12 protein-coding genes are annotated in these 16,093 nt (G+C 61.3%); 2 read left to right on the plus strand and 10 right to left on the minus strand.

All coding sequences use genetic code 11. The features are described 5' to 3' along the window. Window positions 1–5 precede the first annotated feature (5 nt). From cas6e to cas3, 6 genes are all read right to left on the minus strand, one after another. Window positions 6–683 carry a type I-E CRISPR-associated protein Cas6/Cse3/CasE gene (gene cas6e / locus BCUN_RS07665; RefSeq protein ID WP_033517039.1) on the minus strand — a complete coding sequence of 226 codons (678 nt, stop codon included), beginning with the start codon at window positions 681–683 and terminating at the stop codon, window positions 6–8. Next, window positions 680–1,444, minus strand: a complete 765-nt coding sequence (gene cas5e, locus BCUN_RS07670; RefSeq protein ID WP_152598155.1) for a type I-E CRISPR-associated protein Cas5/CasD — start codon at window positions 1,442–1,444, stop codon at window positions 680–682. The genes cas6e and cas5e overlap by 4 nt, the downstream gene beginning before the upstream one ends. 5 nt (window positions 1,445–1,449) lie before the next feature. Next, on the minus strand, window positions 1,450–2,652 hold the full coding sequence (gene cas7e / locus BCUN_RS07675) for a type I-E CRISPR-associated protein Cas7/Cse4/CasC (protein ID WP_033517037.1): 1,203 nt from the start codon (window positions 2,650–2,652) through the stop codon (window positions 1,450–1,452). A 106-nt stretch (window positions 2,653–2,758) separates the two neighbouring features. Then, window positions 2,759–3,424, minus strand: coding sequence for a type I-E CRISPR-associated protein Cse2/CasB (casB, locus tag BCUN_RS07680; RefSeq protein WP_033517035.1), 666 nt, complete (start codon window positions 3,422–3,424; stop codon window positions 2,759–2,761). A gap of 2 nt (window positions 3,425–3,426) precedes the next feature. Next, window positions 3,427–4,968 carry a type I-E CRISPR-associated protein Cse1/CasA gene (gene casA / locus BCUN_RS07685; protein WP_081895623.1) on the minus strand — a complete coding sequence of 514 codons (1,542 nt, stop codon included), beginning with the start codon at window positions 4,966–4,968 and terminating at the stop codon, window positions 3,427–3,429. Continuing rightward, window positions 4,902–6,191 carry a CRISPR-associated helicase Cas3' gene (gene cas3 / locus BCUN_RS07690; RefSeq protein WP_051920934.1) on the minus strand — a complete coding sequence of 430 codons (1,290 nt, stop codon included), beginning with the start codon at window positions 6,189–6,191 and terminating at the stop codon, window positions 4,902–4,904. The genes casA and cas3 overlap by 67 nt, the downstream gene beginning before the upstream one ends. 433 nt (window positions 6,192–6,624) lie before the next feature. Between cas3 and BCUN_RS07695 the strand changes: the two genes are divergently transcribed. Together BCUN_RS07695 and BCUN_RS07700 are read left to right on the plus strand one after the other, a co-directional pair. Further along, entirely contained in the window at window positions 6,625–8,277 is a 1,653-nt protein-coding gene (locus BCUN_RS07695) for a peptide ABC transporter substrate-binding protein (RefSeq protein WP_033517033.1), read from the plus strand. A 99-nt stretch (window positions 8,278–8,376) separates the two neighbouring features. Then, the gene (locus BCUN_RS07700; RefSeq protein ID WP_033517031.1) at window positions 8,377–9,831 is read left to right on the plus strand and encodes an MFS transporter; all 1,455 of its coding nucleotides are present in this window, start codon (window positions 8,377–8,379) and stop codon (window positions 9,829–9,831) included. Between the two features lie 138 nt (window positions 9,832–9,969). On the opposite strand, the gene BCUN_RS07705 is transcribed toward BCUN_RS07700, so the two are convergent. From BCUN_RS07705 to BCUN_RS07720, 4 genes are all read right to left on the minus strand, one after another. Continuing rightward, window positions 9,970–10,653, minus strand: a complete 684-nt coding sequence (locus BCUN_RS07705; protein ID WP_033517029.1) for a PspA/IM30 family protein — start codon at window positions 10,651–10,653, stop codon at window positions 9,970–9,972. A 20-nt stretch (window positions 10,654–10,673) separates the two neighbouring features. Further along, the gene (locus BCUN_RS07710; RefSeq protein ID WP_051920935.1) at window positions 10,674–11,915 is read right to left on the minus strand and encodes a hypothetical protein; all 1,242 of its coding nucleotides are present in this window, start codon (window positions 11,913–11,915) and stop codon (window positions 10,674–10,676) included. 180 nt (window positions 11,916–12,095) lie between these two features. Further along, the gene (gene ileS, locus BCUN_RS07715; RefSeq protein ID WP_033517027.1) at window positions 12,096–15,419 is read right to left on the minus strand and encodes a mupirocin-resistant isoleucine--tRNA ligase; all 3,324 of its coding nucleotides are present in this window, start codon (window positions 15,417–15,419) and stop codon (window positions 12,096–12,098) included. Between the two features lie 402 nt (window positions 15,420–15,821). Next, window positions 15,822–16,093, minus strand: a 272-nt coding sequence (locus tag BCUN_RS07720; RefSeq protein ID WP_034258562.1) for an IS3 family transposase, incomplete at its 5' end; no start/stop codon positions are given.

Raw genomic sequence — 16,093 nt, forward strand, 5'->3', positions numbered from 1 at the left:
CATCCTTAGTGTTGCTTTACCATGTTCGGAGCAAGAGGTGCCAGTGTCAGCAGACCGCACCCATAGGCTTTGGCCGGCCCAATGCCCTCCAGCATCGTCCGCCGGAGCGAATCCGCGTCATCGATGGACAGCAGCCCCTCATAGGTGACCCGTGTCAAGGTCACTGTGGAGGTCCGTCTGCCGAACGATGTCTGTTGCACATCTTGTATCCGCAATTCGGGTTGTTCAAGTCGATTGATGGTGACATGACAACCTGACTTGCGCAACTGACGGCAGAGCCATTGTTCCTGATCATCCCGCTTCACCAATGGCTTGCGTGCGCCACGTGAAACGCCATCACTCCCCATGATGGAATGAGTCGGATTGGCAGTGATCCGGAAACCCCATTCCTGTCCGCATTCCAGTTTCGACAGGAATGGCTCGTACTCGGTACAGGCCATATCTGCAGGGCGTATTCCCAGCTCCGCTTGCAAAATATCTTGTTTCGGTTTTTCTGCGGATACGATATAGAGCTTTGCCCATGCGCTGCCCAGACCTCGATCCAGCCGCCATAGGGTACGCTGATTGGAAGCCTGGGCATCAGTGGCCTTTGCTAACACTGCGTGCATGCGCTGCAAGGAACTACCAACACGCAGCACGTGTCTGTCCATCGGGTTGATCATGACTCTCGAAAAGAATGTCATTGCTTCTCCTTCACCTGTACGACGGCGTCGAAGAATTCATCGCCGCTGAAGGACGAGGTTTGCCCTTCTGCGTGCGGGGTGACGGAAACCGTAGGATTCGGAGAAACATCTTCTAAATGCCTGTAGGACCGGGTATTCCAAAGACGCAGCCGAGGGTCAAAACGCACAGGCTCATCGTTGATGGTATCCACCAGTCCACCATCCATATCGGATGCTTTCGTCTCCACGATGATTTCCACAGGTCCTTCCGACGCAAGCGTTTTCCTCCGCGACAACATGGACCTCTGATACCATTCCGCAGCTTGCCATGGGGCAGCTGCCAATGCGTGCTCCAAATCGTCTTCAATGATCCAGGACCGTATGGGACCGTCGGGAGGACAAGATCTGCGACCCAAATACAGGGGGTAGAACGGCGCACCCAGTGCTGCCTGGAAGCATTCCAGCTCATCACGACTGGGACTCTCCAGCCCGATGAGGAACACTGCATCCTGCAGGTAGAAACGTTGCGAAACCTTGGTTTCCTTGTCTTTGGTCACCGTGTGGTAATCCTTCAGCAAGGTGCCCCGTTGATCGATCCGCACACCGAACCGCAGTGACTTGAATCGGTCCAGCGAAGCAATACGCTCCATACCCAGTGCGCCGGCGACCATGCCGATGACACCACTTTTCGTGGGCATCATCTCCGTCTCACGTCGCATGAATCGGCTTGATGCGCCCCATGACTGCATGGGGCCTTTCAGCACCGCAAGCAATACAGGCATGGCCTTCACTCCCCACTCGTCGGCTGTTCCAGACCAAGACGCTCCGCGACCACCGCTTCGACGCCATCAACCACGTTCTGCAGAGAGCAGGCGTCTGCCAGCGCATCGGCTGCATCGGTGTCGTCACCAATGCGAACCACCCAAGTCCTGACGGGTTCGATGCCATAGGCGGCATCCATCTGCTGGGAACGCTTGACAAAAGCCTTGGTTGCATTCTCCACATAGTCCGGTTGGACGGGGCGTTCAAAAGCACCGACCAAGTTCACCGCCTGGCTGTCCCGGACGTTCACGACAACAAGCTCCGGCAAGGTGCCTTGAGCGAATGAGCTGCTCTTCCCCTGCGGCATGCTTGTCACGAATGCCTTGACGAATGCAGCTACCGCCTTTGCCGTGGCTTTCACGTCGCCAAGCGTGTCGTAGAGCCGGTTGGCATCCACATTGGCATAGCGATAGAACGTGGCCGCGTTGAATTCCACTTGGCCCAACATGGCCGCACCGTTGTCGGCACCCTCGTCATCCGGTGTGGCGCCAATGCCCTTGGCATCGTCAACTGCCGTGAAATAGTCGGATTCCGTGTCCACGGCCTGTACGCTGATGGCATGTGCCACCTGGACCGCGGCATCAACGTTCATGTCCGTATCGTCCGCAACCATGCGGCCGAACAACGCGACGTCAATGGCCTTGTCGTCCATTACCGTCTGCCTGATTTCCTTTTTCATGGACTTTACGATGGTTTCCCTCTCCTTGGGATCGATTACGCCGTCCAGATGTCCAATTGCCAGGTCTGCCAACTTGTCATACTGCGCGTTCCCCAAGAAGAGGAGATAAGTTGACTGCATGGCGGGTTCCTCGGAAGATTCCGCGGCCCCCTTCTTCTTGCGCGGCGCGGACAATTTCAGCCCAGCACCACTCTTGCCCAGCATCAGTTCGGCGATTTCGGCCGCATCGGCTGCCATCGACTCACTGCGTTCCGCAATGCGTTCGGCCAGCAGATCCACGACCTTCTTGGTCCGCACACCAAGGTTGGAAGCGTCGAACATGTCCTTGAACAGCATGCGTGTGGGACGCTTCCACGCTTGGCTTGAGACACGCGCTCGTGTCACGCCGCCGTAGTTGACGGTCTTCGGGCTGCCGGTGTCATCCCTGTTGAGATTGGCTGCCGCGGTCGTTTCCAGCGCGTGGATTTCAACGATGGTCCTGTCTTTCATGTGTATTCCTTTTGGTCGGTGCCGCGTGTCGCGGCTCATGGTTATTGCTAAGCATGCACATGTTGAATGGCATGCAGGTTGTCTTGCGAACGTATCTTCCTATGGCTCAGTCTTCTGCTTTTGCCTTCGCCTGGGCGTAGGCACTCTGGTAATCGCGTCCCCACCGTAGACGTACGCGGTTTCCGCGCTCGCTGCTGCTACGCAGCTCCACCATGTCTTGTGCAAAAAGACCGTAATTGATCGCGATATCTTCACGCTTGAGCAATTGGATCAAATGACGCGCGTGCATGACCGTCATTGCCCAGCTGGATGCGGTTTGCAGTTTGTCGAAAGCCGATCGTATCCCTTTTTCGTTGATGTTTCCGAATGCCATGGCACCCACGGCTCGTCCTATGGAAATGGGAGCGTCCGTATGCATCGGCATCTCGTGGTTCGACTGCTGATGCATGGCGTATAGGGTGATGGCGGCATGCGCGGCAAGTTCTTCACGGGTCGGTTCGCTGGATACCGGAGCACCGTGGGGATAAATGGCCGTATCGTCCACGTCAGGAACCGTCCAGTAGAAGATGTCCGGATCGGAACCGATTGCGTGCCCCACATTGTGGGATAGTTTTGCAATGGCAGCGACAGCCGTTGGCGAGTCGCCCAGGTATCCGCCTACGATACTTGTGTCGGCACTGTCTCCGTGGGCCAAAGTACGTACAGTGTACGATACCCATGCACCGAATGGTGTCAGACATGTAGTAGCCGACGGGGTTTTCTGGTCTGTCATGATCACTCTCCTTCCTTGGGGATGATGGTGTTGACTTTCGCTCTGAACCATATTTCGGCCAGGGCAACGGAATAGTGGGTAGTTACCTCCTCTCCCGTAGCATTGTTTTTCCTGCTGATCTCTCTGCCGACAATTGCTTTCTGAGGTGCAAGGGACGCTTGCTCTATACCGAGCCTCAGCAGCAGTTGTCGCACGGTTTGCCTCCATCGAAGGATTTCTTCATCGAAATTCTGCAGGTTCACATGGCGAAGCCATTGCCGGAACACTCCATCGAAAGAGGAATACCCCCGTTCACGGGCTTGGGCCCGGGGTCCTTCAGGATCCAGGCTGGCAGCCATGGCAATGTTGGAAGCAAGATTGGCGAGCGCCGAGATTCCCTCATCCACCAGGTTCACCGTTGCAGCCAGTTCCTGTCCGATGAAAGGGTTCTGCGCCGTGAGCAGACAGAGATCGAGGTCAAGTGCATCGTCGACCATTGCCTCGATGACTGCTTCCTGGTTACCGTACTGGACACCATAGGCGTGTAGGCGCATGGGACGTGTTGACTCACCACGTTCCTGATCCTGTTCCATGACCTGTTCCAGCCAATCCAGGCTCCGGGGGCGTAGTGTTGCGTTTATGGCGTCAGGTTCTTGTGCCGCCACAGTCAATGCCGGAAGGTTGCGCCACAGTGATCGGGTTGGATCGTGCCGTCGAGGCATGTAAACCACGGGTTGCTTCAATGCCTTTTCCTGGGGTTCGCTGCGGCGCCATGCAGTCATGGTTTCGTATCCCTGTGCGTTCTGGGGCTTGAGCCGGTCTCCGTTGCACAGCAGTACACCGGTCACATATTCGCCGTCATGGGCCAACCGTATCCTGCGGGACTGCCACGTGCATAGCGTCGCGGGTCCCTTGAAATAACGTGGTATGCCAGTATCAGCCTGGGGCTGGTTATAGCTTTTCTCCACGGCAGCTGTCAACGGTGCACGTTCCCATACCGGACGGTCGTCGGACCAATCCACGTTCTCTTCGTCGGTGTCGAACAATTCATCGCTGACGAAGTTGTACATCAGGGTTTCCCATAGATTCGAGCCTTCGTTGAGCAGGCCGCCGAGGTTGCCGCACCATGCGGTGCCGATAGGGTATCCCTTGCCGCCTTTGACACGTGGATCCCCTATGGCGCCGGATTTGATTCCGGAAACATCGAACGCCTGTATGGTCACCAGCCATCGGGCCGCCTCGGCCATGGACATCCGTTGCAGGGAGCTTTCGGTGCGCGTAGTGAACAGGTGCATTCCGGCAGGCATATCCAATACAAGCCAGTCAAGCCCTTTCATGTCGTCTTTTGCCGTGTGAAGTCCAGCCACTTGCATGAATGGCTTTTCCGGATCCACGAGGTCGAACCTGTCTTCATAGCACTCAAGGTATTGGTCGAGTGCTTTCCAGATATCCGGGTCTTTCGGCCCCTTGTCCAGAAGTTCAAGCCATTCCACCTCGGTCAGGGAATGTCCGAACGCGCCATACAGGATGGCGACGAGAAGACGACAGATGGCAAATTTCTGGATGGGATTGTCACCTGATCATCCTGTTGAAGTACGAGTACCTCGAAAGTGTCATCGCCTTCCCTGACACTGGCCCGGCTTTTCCTGCTTTGGCTGTTGTTGCTTCCGTCGGGATCGGGAATGTCCAAGTTCAGCCAGGATCCCAGGGAGAAGGGGCGTTTCTCATACCAAGATGGGAAAATGCCGAATTGCCCGGCAGTACTCTCTGAGTTTTTACGGACTTCCAGCATTGCATCTCGTGCGGCACGTTCGCCCGTGGTCTCTCTCTCCCAAGCTGCTGGGCATGTGAGATGTTCCGTGTCATAGACTGTCTGCACCAGACGCGGAATGTCATCTGGCGTTATCACCATGGTGGTCTCGCCCGGCGCAATATTCAGGATCGCCATTGTCCTCATCAGGAAGAATCGTTGGTAGACGCTTTCGATGCCTGTTGCGAACAGTGGCGGTGACGCTGGAGAACATTGTTCGATTCCCGTGATGTACAGCCGTGCCTGTCGCAACGATTCCGGCCGTTCGCCCTCGTCCTGTCCGCGATGGTGACGGTGAAGCCGCCCCATACGCTGCAGAAGCAAGTCCACCGGTGCGATATCACTGATCATGACATCGAAATCGACGTCCAGTGACTGTTCCACGACCTGCGTGGCCACGACGATGGCATTGCGCTGTTCCGGCCCACTTGATTTGCCGAACCGTTTGATCAGGTCCTCGTCCTTGGATGCCCGGTCACAGGCAAGGAATCGGGAATGGTCCAACATGACATCCATGTCGTTCCCGAACTCTTCCTTGAGCACGTCGTAGGTATGCTGGGCACGTGACACGGTGTTGCGTATCACCACGGCCGCCCCACCGTCCTGCAGCTGCTGCTTGAGCTTTTGCACCAACGTGGCGTCGTCATCGTCCAGCATCGTGAGTTCCACCCGGCTGGATCGGCCTGACGGTTCAGCCGATGTCGTGGATTCGCCATCTGCCGTCACCGATGAGATCAACGGGTAGCGCCAGCCCTTCTCCGTCGGGGACTTCGATTCCTGGAATCCCGGAACAATGGGATTGCCGAAATCATTGTTCATTGCCGGCTGCGAAGTTGGAAACGCTTCAATGGCGTGCACGGCCGAGGCACCTCTGCGATAGGCCCGCATGTATTCCTCACGTTTCGACTCGGGCAATGTTGCACTGAGCATGATGACCGACGCACCATAGGACCCCAGCCACGACAGAGCGGTCGCCATGTATATCACCTTGCGGAAAATAGGAAATCGGCGTGTCCAATCTAGCCGCAATCCCCGCAAATGCGGGGCATGTCTAGTGATGTTCACGTGACTTCACTACATCACTGGATCATCCTCGCAATGCGAGGCAGCTCATTAGTCTAGCAAGTTTTGCCCTGTACGGCCAGCTGCCGGCCATTGCATAACGTCGTGTCCACCATCACGCAAGCAGAAGAAAGCAGCTTCATGAGGCCCCGACATCCCGAACCGCCGCAACCACACGTCTCCCCCTTTTATTCCCACTTTCGCGCACCACCAAAGCCCACCATCTCACCCCACTTCGTTGGTAGATTAAGTCCCAACGTGACCATCTGCATCCAGGACAGGAGGATGCAGACCACTCCCCCTCGCACGCAACCACGGACACACCACTACCTACATATAACGAGGTGCCATGCAACCCAACAACAGCCCATCACGCAGGACCCGCCGCATCATCGCCGCCATCGCATCCATCGCCGCACTCGGCATGGCGCTGGCCGGCTGCGGCACAGGCGGCAGCTCTGCAGACGGCGACACCACCGACCAGGTCATCACCGTCAACAACGTCGAACCGTCGGCGAACCTGCTGCCGGGCAACACGAACGACATGGCCGGCTGGAAGGTTGTCACGCAGCTCTACGAAGGCCTGGTCACCTTCTCCGACAACGGCGAGCTCGTCTACGCCGACGCCGAGTCGATTAAGCCGAACGACGACGCCTCGCAGTACACGGTCACGCTGCGCGACGGCCTGCAGTTCTCGGACGGCACGCCCATCACCGCGGACACCTACGCCAAGAGCTGGTCCTTCGCCGCGAACGCCGCCAACGGCCAGCTGGGCGCCGCCATCTTCTCTACCATCAAGGGATACGACGAACTGCAGGACCCGAAGGTGGACAAGGATGCGCAGCTGAGCGGCCTCAAGGTCGTCGACGAGCACACGCTGCAGGTCACGCTCAACGCGCCTGACTCCTCCTTCCCCTACAAGGTCGGCGACGTGGCCTTCCTGCCGATCACCGATGCCGCCATCAAGGACCCGGACACCTACGGCGAACGCCCCGTCGGCAACGGCCCGTACACGCTCAAGGCGTGGAACCATGACCAGAGCATCGAGCTGGTGCCGAATGCCAAGTACAGCGGTCCGCGCACGGTGAAGAACGGCGGCGTGACCTTCGTGCTGTATACGGACGTGCAGACCGCCTATGCGGACGTGGAGTCCGGCAACCTGGACGTGATCGACACGATTCCCGCCAGTTCGCTGGGCGTCTACCAGCAGGAGGAGGGCATCCAGACGTTCAACAAGCCGGGTCCGGGCTTCAAGTCCTTCACGATTCCCGAGTCGCTCAAGCATTTCTCGGGTGAGGAGGGCAGGCTGCGTCGTGCTGCGATCAGCCGTGCGGTCGACCGTGCGGAGATCGTCAAGACCGTGCTCTACGGTACCGCCACCGTCGCCACGGACTTCACCGCGCCCACCATCGCCGGCTATTCCAAGGACCTCAAGGGTGCGGACGTGCTCGACTACGACGAGCAGGACGCCAAGGAGCTGTGGGCGAAGGCGGATGCGATCTCGAAGTGGGATGGCTCCTTCCGCATCGCCTACAGCGCGGACAGCGGCGACAAGCCGCGCGTCGAGGCCATCGCGAACTCCATCAAGAACGCGCTGGGCATCGACGCTTCCGCCTATGCGATTCCCACCCAGAAGGAGCTGAGTTCGGCAATCCATGACCGCACGATCGACGCCGCCTTCCTGCAGGGCCTGCAATCCGACTACCCGTATCCGGAAGGCTACCTGGTGCAGGCCTATGATTCCGCGTATGCCGACGGCAAGGGCCTGAACAACGGCGACTACAAGAGTTCGCAGTTCGACAGGCTGATGGACGACGCGGCCCGGCAGACCGAGACGAGCGCTGCGATTGACTACTATCACCAGGCGGAGGAGCTGCTCTTCGAGGACCTGCCGGTGGTCCCGCTGTGGTATGCGAACGTGACCGCGGCTGCCGGCGAGCAGGTGCGCAATGTCGAGTTCAACTACATGGGCGTGCCCAAGTATTATGAGCTGACCAAGTAATCGCCTGCCCGCTCCCCGACCGGGGTGTACTACTGATATCAGCTTCCGCGCATGAAGCGTGGAAGCTGATCTTGTTTTGCAGGGACGGAAAGGACGACCATGGGCGGAGCGCTGGCGATGGCCAACAGCACGATGGTGACGGCGAAGGACGGGCAGCAGCACAGTTGGGGATCGATCAAGCTGCTGCTGGCGACGCTCATCGTGAGCACCCTCGGTGACGGTTTCTGCGGCGTGATGATGTCCGTGGCGCTGCCGGACATTTCCGAGACGTACCATATCAGCCTGTCCGTGGCGAACTGGGTGACGGTCGGCTATGCGATCGTCGCGGCGACCGCGGTGATGTGCGCGGCGACGGTGCTGGCCCACTATGGGCTGCGCAAGCTGTTCTTCTTCAGCCGCGTGCTGCTCATCGTCAGTTCCGTCATCGGCCTGTTCTCGCTGAACTTCCCGATGATGCTCGGCAGCCGCCTCATCCAGGCGGTCGGTTCGGGGCTCATGTTCCCCACCATCAACACGGTCATCATCCGCATCGTGCCGGAACGCTATTCGGGGCGCATTGTCTCGCTCAACAGTGCCATCATCGGCTTGGGCATCGCGGTAGCCCCGCTGCTGAGCGGCCTGTTCCTCACGTACGTCTCGCTGACATCCATGTATGCGGTGCCGCTGGTGATCGGCATCATCTCGTTGGTCATGGGCGTGAAGTTCATGTTCGATGTCGAGGCGCACCAGGACCGCAGGCTCGACCTGGTATCCGTGCTGCTCGCCTTCGTCGGCCTGACGATGCTCATGCTGGGCTTCTCCGAGCTCACCCACCGTACGCTGACGGCCAGTTTCATGCTCGTGGCCGGCCTCGTGGTGCTCGCATGGTTCACGGTGCGCCAGCTGCACATGGACCGGCCGCTGCTCAATATCCGCCCCTTGAAGAACCTGTCGGTGTCGGTCGGCGTGGTCATGTACATCATGGGCGGCATGGGCCAGCAGGCGGTGCTGTTGCTGCTGCCGCTCTATCTGGAACGTGCCTGCGACTATTCGGACGCGGCCAGCGGTGGCTTCTTGCTCATCGTGGCGCTCATCTACTCCGGCGTGACGCTGGTGGCGGGAAAGAGCGTCGACAGCCACGGCATCTGGCCAGTGCTGCCAATCGGCTTCCTGGTGCTCACCCTGGGCCTGTTCGCCGTATTCGGGGTGGCGCCGTTGAGGAATGCGTGGATCATCGCGGTCATCGCCGGCATCGCCGCCTCCGGCTATGCTTTGGTGAACGTGCCCGACAAGGATGTGGTGCTTGAGTCGGTGCCTGACGCGGACACCGCGGACGTGAGCTCCGTCTTCTCCACCGGCGCGCAGATCGCCAGCTCCATCGGCTCCGCGCTCTTCGTGGGCATCCTGTCCGCCGACGTGCTGCACCGCACCGCCGCAGGCATTGGCCGCCATGCCGCCTACGCCTACGGTTTCCAGCATTCCGTGCTGGTCGGCGCAATCCTGGAGGCCGTGGTGCTCGTGGCCGCCGTGTGGTATGCGCGCGAAATGGTTAAGCACGGCAAGGCGAGGAACTGAACTGCGCCTCTGAGGATTGTTCATTTTTTCGAACAAAAACTTGGGGCCTGACGTGTCGGCGGCATCCGCCGCCGACACGTCAGGCCCCAAGTTTTTGTTCGAAAAAATGAACAATCCTCAGAGGCGGGATAATCCGCTTTACTGCTGCTCCTCCACGCCGACTTCGGCCTTGAGCTTGGCGAGCTCGTCCTCGACGGAGGCGCTGCCACCGGCGAGGTACTTGTTGGCGAGGTCTTCCTTGTCGCCTTGGCTGTTGAGGTCCGCCATGGCGTTGGCTTCGCCGAGCATCTGGTCGGCCTTGGCTTCCATGCGGTCGAAGGCGGCCATGGAACGGGTGGTGCTGGCGGTGGCATCGGTGGCCTTGTTGACCTGCTGCTGGGCCTTGGCGACGGAGACCTTGGCATGCACGGCGGCACGGCGGGCCTGCAGGCCGTTGATGTCGTTGACCAGCTTGTCGTGCATCTGGCGCATCTTCGTGGCGTTGTCCTCGGCGGCCTTGGCGGCTTCCTCGAGGCTGGGCAGCGTGGATTCGAACTGCTGCTTGGTGGCGAGCAGCTTGCGGGCGTCATCGTCCTGGCCGGCCTTGACGGCGGCCTTGGCAGCGGCTTCGTACTTGGCGATGTCCGCCTTGCAGTCGTCCACCTGCTTGCGGGCATTGGTGGCGGCCGCCATGACGCCGGCGGTCTCCTTCTTGACTGCCGCGAGGTCCTCGTTGAGGTCGAGCAGCATCTGGTCGACCATCTTCGCGGGATCCTCCGCCTTGTCGAGCAGGGCGTTGATGTTGGAGCGCATGATGTCGCCGAATCGCTTCAGGATTGCCATGGGTGCTTCCTTTCTTGTCGTCAGTGTTGACGATTGTCTTCGGTGGCGCCATCCGTGGCGTCACCTCCGTATTTCTTGAGCAGCGGGTCTTCCGCTTCCTCGAGCGGCGTGGTGACCATCCGCTCCACGTAGGCCTCGTGTTCGCGCTTGCGCTTGACCATGATGACGGCCACCGCCACGCCGGCCGCGAGGAGCACGACCACAATGAGCGCGATGATGAGCCACTTGCTCACGTCCTGCTTCGTGGTGGTCTTCGTCATGATACGATCCGCGGTCTTGTCGAAGGTCGTCACGATCGCCTCGTCGGTGCTCATGTCGCTATACCAGTACTGGTTGAGGTAGCTCCAGAAGATGTTCTGGGCCTGGCTGTCCATGATGCCGGTGGTGTTGCGGCCGGGGGTCAGGGTCATGTACCCGACGTCGTTGTCCACGTCCTGCTCGGCGAAGTAGACGAACAGGAGGGTGTCCTCGTTGTCGATGTGCTGGTCGTACCACTGTTCCGACCACTCCTGCTTCTCGTCGTCCGTGGTGAGCTTGGCATTGTACTTGGCGAAGAGGATGTAGGGCTGGATGCCGGTCTTGTCGTAGAAGGTCTTGAGTTGGCTTTCCGTCTTGGAGACATTGGAGAACCAGCCGAGCTCGTCGTCGATGCAATCCGTGTCGTAGGCGCGGCCGGAGTCGAGCTTGGTGCGGTTATAGGTGCTGGCGGGGATGTCTCCGCTGGTGGCGGTTCCCGCCGGGTCGCCCGAGCAGCTGGGGACCATGAGCACGATGAGCATGACGACGATGAAGGCGCCGATGATGGCGACCCACAGCCCGCTGCCCGACTTGCCCTTGCGCGGCGGCTGGCCGCCGGCAGGTGGCATGCCCGCCCCGCTCGCGGGAACCGACGGGCCGAAGGGGCCGCCGGCAGGCGGTTGGCCGGGTGCCCCGAAGGGTCCTGCGCTGCCGTAGCCGTAGGAGCCACGCTGTTGAGCTTCACGGCGACCGGCACTCTTGCCGGCCTGGTAGCCGATGGCGCCGATGATGAGGTCTGACAGGCTGGAGCCGGTGTTGTGCCGGCGTGGCGGCCGACCGCCGAAACCGCCGGGCATGCCGCCCGGGAAGCCGCCGAAACCGCTGCCGCCATGGCTTGAGCCGCCGCCACCGGCACGGCGACCGGAGCCGCCACCGCTGGGACGGAAACCACTGCCCATGCGGCCGCCGTCGAAACCACTGCCGCCACGGCTGCCGCCGCCGCTCCCCTGTCCCGCTCGTGGCATCGATGCCTCCTGGTCCGCTGGTTGATTGTTGAGACAAATATAGCGGATGCGCCCGGGAAACTCCCAATTTGCCCCGTGAGCATGGACGCCGCGCATCCCCTGCCGGGACCGCCTTCCCGGCAGGGGCGTGTCCCTCCCCTGCCGGGAAGGAAGACGCCCCTTGTATCTGGCGAATGGATCTCAGGCCTTCGCCACGGTCACCTTCAGCTCCTCGCCTGGCTTGACCGCCAGGGAGTCGGCGAGGGTCTCGGAGCAGATCAGGTCGCGGAACTGCTCCACCTTCGCCTCGTCGTCGGCCGGCACCTCGAGGGTGAGGTCGATGCGGTCGCTGACCTCGAGGCCGGCGTCCTTGCGGGCGTCCTGCACGGCGCGGACCACGTCGCGCGCATAGCCTTCGGCGACCAGGTCGTCGGTGAGCTCCAGGTCGAGGATCACGAAGCCGCCGGTCGGCAGGATCGAGGATGCGCTGTTGCGCGCCTCGTCGGCGTCGGATTCCTCCACGCGGCGGGTGATGTCGTACTCGTCGCCCTGCAGCGTGACGGTGCCGCCGTCGGGCAGGTCGATCACCGGGTCGCCTGTGGTCGGGTCGGCGTGCCAGTCTCCGCTCTTGGACGCCTTGATGGCGAACTGTACCTGCTTGCCCAGGCGCGGGCCGGCGGCGCGGGCGTTCACCTTGAGTTCGTCGATGATCTTCAGGCCGTGTTCGGCGGCCTCGTCCAGCGACGTGTACTCGACGTCCTTGACGTTCAGTTCGTTCTTGAGCAGCGCGTCGTAGACGTCGACCTGCGACGGCTCGTCGACGACGACGGTCAGCTTGGCCAGCGGCTGGCGGACGCGCATCTTCTTCGCCTTGCGCAGGGACAGCGCGGCGGAGACGATCTCACGCACCTTGTCCATGGCGGCCACCAACGCGCCGTCCTCCACGAGCACCTTGCCCAATTCCGTGTCCTCGCCGGTGGCAGGGTCGGTCAGGTAGGGCCAGTCGCCCAGGTGCACGGACTCGCCGCCCGTCAGGCCGCGCCACACGGTTTCCGCCTCCATCGGGGCCAGTGGCGCCAGCAGGCGCATGAAAGCCTCGAGCACGGTGTACAGCGTGTTGAAGGCGTCCTCGTCCTCGTTCCAGAAGCGGTCACGGGAGTTGCGGATGTACCAGTTGGTGAGCATGTCGATGAAGTCGGCGACCTCGGTGCAGGCGTCGGAGATCTCGAAGGCGTCCATGTGCGCGGTCACGTCGGCGATCAGCTGACGGGTGCGCGCCAGCAGGTAGCGGTCCATCTGTGCGAGTCCCGGCACCTCCTGCGCGGTCAGTTCGCGCGCGTCGTAGCCGGCACCGCCGTTGGCGGCGTTGGCGTACAGCGTGAAGAAGTAGTACGTGCTCCACACCGGCAGCATGATCTGGCGGACGGTGTCACGGATGCCGTCTTCGGTCACGATGAGGTTGCCGCCACGCAGGATCGGCGAGCTCATGAGGAACCAGCGCATCGCGTCGGAGCCGTACTTGTCGAAGACGCCGTTGACGTCCGGGTAGTTGCGCAGGTGCTTGCTCATCTTCTGGCCGTCGTCGCCGAGCACGATGCCGTGGCAGATGACGTTCCTGAAGGCCGGCTTGTCGAAGAGCGCAGTGGCCATGACGTGCAGCAGGTAGAACCAGCCGCGGGTCTGGCCGATGTACTCGACGATGAAGTCGGATGGGAAGTGCTGCTCGAAGTACTCCTTGTTCTCGAAGGGGTAATGGTACTGGGCGAAGGGCATGGAGCCGGATTCGAACCAGCAGTCGAGCACGTCGGGGATGCGGCGCATGGTCGACGTGCCCGTCGGGTCGTCCGGGTTGGGGCGCGTCAGGTTGTCGATCCATGGGCGGTGCATGTTGACGTTGCCCTCGTTGTCGCGCGGATAGTCGCCGAAGTCGGCCTTGAGCTGGTCGAGCGAGCCGTAGACGTCGACGCGCGGGTACTTCGGATCGTCGGAGACCCACACCGGGATCGGCGAACCCCAGAAACGGTTGCGGGAGATCGACCAGTCGCGCGCGTTGGACAGCCACTTGCCGAACTGGCCGTCCTTGACGTTCCCAGGGATCCAGTTGATCTCCTGGTTGAGCTCGAGCAGGCGCGGCTTGATCTTCGTCACGGAGACGAACCAGCTGGACACCGGCTTGTAGATCAGCGGGGTGCCACAACGCCAGCAGTGCGGGTAGGAGTGCACGTAGCTCTTCTCCTGGAAGAGCAGGGCACGGTGTTCCTCGGGGATGGCGGTAAGCGGGCCGTCGCCGGCGCGCAGGTTACGCAGGATCGGCAGGTTCGCGTCGAAGACGAGCTGGCCTTCGTAGTCGGGCACCAGGGAGGTGAAGCGGCAGGCGTTGTCCAGCACGTCCACGCTCCTGATGTGGTGCGCGTTGAGCGTGTTCATGTCGTCCTCGCCGTAGGGCGCCTGGTGCACCAGGCCGGTGCCTTCGGCGGTGTCGACGTAGTCGGCGGTGAGGATCCGGTACGCATTCGGGCCGGGGGTGCCGCCCTCGGCGGTGTCCGCGTCGGAGGCGAAGTACGGGAAGACCGGCCAGTAGCGCCAGCCGACCATGTCGCGGCCCTTGAGCTCGCGCACGACTTCGTAGTCCTCCCCCAGCTCCTTGTCGTAGGAGCCCAGGAGCGCCTTGGCGAAGTAGAACTTCTTGCCGGCGAACTTGCCTTCCTTCGGGGCGACCTCCACGTAGTCGATGTCGTCGCCGACCACGATGGCGAAGTTCGTGGGCACGGTCCACGGGGTGGTGGTCCAGAAGACGGCGTAGGCGTCGTCCTCGTCACGCAGCTTGACGGCGACGGAGACGGTGGTGTCCTGGCGGTCCTGGTAGACGTCGGCGTCCATGCGCAACTCGTGGGCGCTCAGGGGCGTCTGGTCCTTCGGGCAGTACGGCAGCACGCGGTAGCCCTGGTAGGCCAGACCCTTGTCGTAGAGGGTCTTGAAGGCCCACATCACGGATTCCATGTAGGGGATGTCGAGGGTCTTGTAGCCGTGCTCGAAGTCCACCCAGCGCGCCTGGCGGTGCACGTAGTCACGCCATTCGTTCACGTACTTGAGCACGCTGGCGCGACAGGCTTCGTTGAACTTGTCGATGCCCATCTGCTCGATCTGGTCGACGGAGTCGATGCCGAGCTCCTTCTGCGCCTCGAGTTCCGCGGGCAGGCCGTGGGTGTCCCAGCCGAAGACGCGGTTGACGCGGCGGCCCTTCATGGTCTGGTAGCGCGGCACCACGTCCTTGGCGTAGCCGGTCAGCAGGTGGCCGTAGTGCGGCAGGCCGTTCGCGAAGGGCGGGCCGTCGAAGAAGACGAATTCATTGTCGCTGTTCTCGCCGGAGGGGTTCTCCTGGACGGACTTGTCGAAGGTGTCATTCGTGTCCCAGTACTGCAGCACGTCCTCTTCAAGTCGGGGGAAGTCCGGATTCGGCGCCACGTTCGCGCCCTGCTCGCCGGATGCTGCCTTGGGGTACACGTGCTTGGGTGTATCGCTCACCGTTGCTCCTCTTGATTGCAGGTGTCCTTGGCCTGCGAGGACGATGGCCAGAACGCCACCGCGGTACCACCTCGCTTGTCGCGCACCGGGGCGCGACCGCTTGTGTTCGGCTGTATCGGGCCAACCCCGCCGGTTCTACTGGGCGCGCCCGCACGGCGGATGCGCTGTTCTTCCGAAGGCTCCCCGTTGATGGCGGATCATAGCCTAGTCGGGTGCCAGTGTAGCACCACCCCATAAGATTTGGGCATCGAAGGGGATTGCGTGTGATTGTCGGCCGGGTTCCGCATCCGTGCGGGCTTTGAGAAATCTCTCGTTTTTTGAACTGTCCCCCGTTTTCTGGACGGGGTTAATGAGTGTCACCCACCCTCATGGTGTGGGTGCTCAGTCTACCATGCCCCGGCCCTACCCGGCCAGGGCCAGTAACGCCTGCTCATAGCGGTCGGGGCTCATGCCCCCGACCGCTGCCTGGCAGCGTGTCGAGTTCCAGTAACGGATGTAGCCCTCCAGGTCACGCTTGAACGACTCATAGTCAGCCCATTGACGACCCCGGAAGAACTCGTCCTTGAGATGACCGAACACCTGCTCGGTCGCGGCGTTGTCCAAGCAGTTGCCCTTGCGTGACATGCTGCGCACGATGCCCATGCGCGCGCACGCCCGCGCCCAGGCGGGCTGCT

Origin of the sequence: Bifidobacterium cuniculi (assembly GCF_000741575.1) — a bacterium.
GTDB classification, from domain to species: domain Bacteria; phylum Actinomycetota; class Actinomycetes; order Actinomycetales; family Bifidobacteriaceae; genus Bifidobacterium; species Bifidobacterium cuniculi.